Origin of the sequence: Pseudomonas sp. FW305-25, assembly GCF_017351415.1 — a bacterium.
Classification (GTDB): domain Bacteria; phylum Pseudomonadota; class Gammaproteobacteria; order Pseudomonadales; family Pseudomonadaceae; genus Aquipseudomonas; species Aquipseudomonas chlororaphis.
The window spans coordinates 1-2533 of sequence record NZ_JACNDE010000074.1 but is presented as its reverse complement, the minus strand read 5'-3'; the positions used below and the strand labels follow the sequence as shown (position 1 = coordinate 2533).

The window sequence follows — 2533 nt, the reverse complement described above, 5'->3', positions numbered from 1 at the left end:
TTCGTAGCGATAGTGCAGCTGGCTGCCGTCCGGATTGATGCGACGGCTGACCAGGTGCAGGTTGTCGGCGTATTCGTAGCGGGTGACGCGCCCCAGTTCGTCACGCTCGGCGGTGACTTTGCCGTAGGCGTTGTAGCTGAAGGCGCGGGTCGCGCCGCCGGGCAGGGAGATCTGCACCAGGCGGTTGGCGGCGTCCCATTGGTACTGGGTGATGGCGCCGCTTTCGTCCTGGCGGGTGATCTGCCGGCCCAGGGCGTCGTAGCGGTACTTGCGCTGGCCGCCGTCGGAAGATCAGCGCAGTTCGTCACGCTGCGCTGATAGAACATCGCTGATTTTTAAAGAACGGGTTTAAGCGTTCAAAACCTGATCTTGCAATCTGCGACCGATGACATCCATCAGGTCGCAGCCGTCGCGGAGTGGAATGACGATCACTCGCGACAAATCTTGTAGCAGTAGCGGGTCGTTGTTGAAGTTTTCGGTCAGAGAAATAGTTTCGAGTAACCGGGTTACACATCGGATGCGATAAGCAGCAGTATCGTGCAACACATCTATAGGTGCCTGTGTGTCGATCAGTAGCGAAGAGAAGTTGTTGTCGATTCCTGTGATGGGCATATAGCGAGACATAGATGATCTCCTGGGTCAGTTTCAGAAACTGCCTGCATCACTTCCACATGAGGGGTGGCAGTTGTACGCGGGTGTGGAAGACCGAGGATCCAGGAACCCGGCGCACTCGAAAGTGCCCCGTGTACAACCGCCATAATTTAATAGCATGTAAAAAATATGCTCAATGGAGGTTCTTTTAATTGGATCTCAAAGGCTTCCACACCCTTGTCACTGATTTTGCAGCGACCTGAAGATCCTATCTATTGGAATGGGTCTATACAAGCTGGCAGAAGTCGATTCGTTTTGTAGGAAAAATCTCTGAATACTTTATATTAATTTTTCGCTTAAGATGAATTTGAGTATTGTTTTTAGTTGAGGCTTTGTCGGTGGGCTCTCTTTAGAGGTCATGCCAATTTTTTCTTGAGTTTTTGCATGTTTCATTTTTGCCCGCTCAAGCGGATTTGACCAATAAATTCGAAGCACACCACACTAATCCACTTCGGGGTGGAGTTTTTATCTACCTTGTTTAGGATTTAGTATAAACTATTGTCTTTCGTTTTTTAATCTACTGCCTACCATTCGGACTGACCTTCTGATGCGGCTTTAATAAGATCGTTATGCCATTTTTCTTTCGAGTATTTGAGTATTTCTTCAAAAAAACCATATGCGTCTTTTATCTCGGTTTCGTCCCATGCGATAGTTCTAGGGTCGTCGTAGTCGCTTTCAAATAGCAGATTGAAATCTGTTTCTCTTTTAATTAGTTCGTTTTCTAGTTTTTTAATTAGGACGAATTTGTGTCTGTATGAAAGATAATTTAAAGCTGGAAGTATGTAGAGGTTGATGATTTTCTCTCTGTCTTCAGCATTGTTTGGATCGTATTTCTGTAACTCCTCACCAAGAGTATGCTCGCGATCGTAGATCTCTATTCCTCTAAGAAGAGCTGATAGGCGAGGCTCATATGGTACGTCTGAGAAAGGGTGTTTTAACAAGTTATCTCTCCTTCACTGGGAATGCAGTATAGGGGCGAGTCGGATCGTCCACATCAAACTTGATTTCGGCACCATTCATTGGGTCTACCCGAATTGGATTCTGCGCATCTCGCTTGTTTGGCTTGTACCCTTTGCCTGATCCGGGCTGTTCGATTCTGACAACAGGGTTGTCATTTCCATCGAAGCCCGTATGTGCAGGCAAACCACGATCTACTCGGGTAGTGGCTTCGTTGATTGCATGCATCTGCAATTTCCAGCTATTAAATTGAGAGCTTGAGTTTCTTTTGCCTCTTCTACCCGTTATTGGGTCGCTGCCATCAATCGCTCTTTGTTTCATGGTTGCATCGGGGATGTCTGGTCCGTGCTTTCCAATGGTGTGCATATCATATTTAGCTTCAAATTCCTGAACACGGCGTTTCGCGTTTGCTTCAGACAGTTCCTCAATTCGAGCTTGACGTTGCTGCGACGTCATTTGAGGGCCAGGAGCTTTTGGACTCCCTTCATCCACTGTTGCCTTAGCCTCGGGATTTGCGGGAGGGCTTGCTTTACCTCCATCCTGGCCCAGGCACCCATTCAACCCCAACGGATCCACCCACCCCGTAGGGTTAGGCACGTATTGGTAGTTGTTCAACCCCCCGGCCAGCTTGATCGGGTCCGGCGTCAAAAACCGCCCCGAGCTCGGATTGTAATAGCGATGGCGGTTGTAGTGCAGCCCGGTTTCCGTATCGAAATACTGCCCCTGAAAACGCAGCGGGTTGTCGATTTCCGAAACGTCCAGCGCTGCCAGGTTCCCGTACGCCCGGTACTTGGCTGACCACATGATCTCGCCACTGTAGGCAGTCAGTTCCTGCGGGGTGCCGAGGTGGTCGAGTTGGTAATAGAACGGCGTGGCCTGCACCGGGCCTTCGCCATCGAGCATGGCCAAGGGGCGGAAGGTGCCG

The 2533-nt window shown here is 49.6% G+C and carries 3 protein-coding genes and 1 pseudogene; all 4 read right to left on the bottom strand.

All coding sequences use genetic code 11. From position 1 onward, the window contains the following. A pseudogene (locus J4E58_RS31710) lies at positions 1-285 on the bottom strand (hypothetical protein); the annotation flags it as partial. Between the two features lie 63 nt (positions 286-348). Beyond that, entirely contained in the window at positions 349-624 is a 276-nt protein-coding gene (locus tag J4E58_RS31705; protein WP_087092981.1) for a hypothetical protein, read from the bottom strand. Positions 625-1175: 551 nt separating this feature from the next. Beyond that, complete coding sequence (locus J4E58_RS31700; RefSeq protein WP_087092977.1) at positions 1176-1592, bottom strand: hypothetical protein; 417 nt, start codon at positions 1590-1592, stop codon at positions 1176-1178. A gap of 1 nt (position 1593) precedes the next feature. Continuing rightward, positions 1594-2533: RHS repeat domain-containing protein (locus tag J4E58_RS32095; protein ID WP_259331455.1), on the bottom strand; the 940-nt coding region annotated here is incomplete at its 5' end.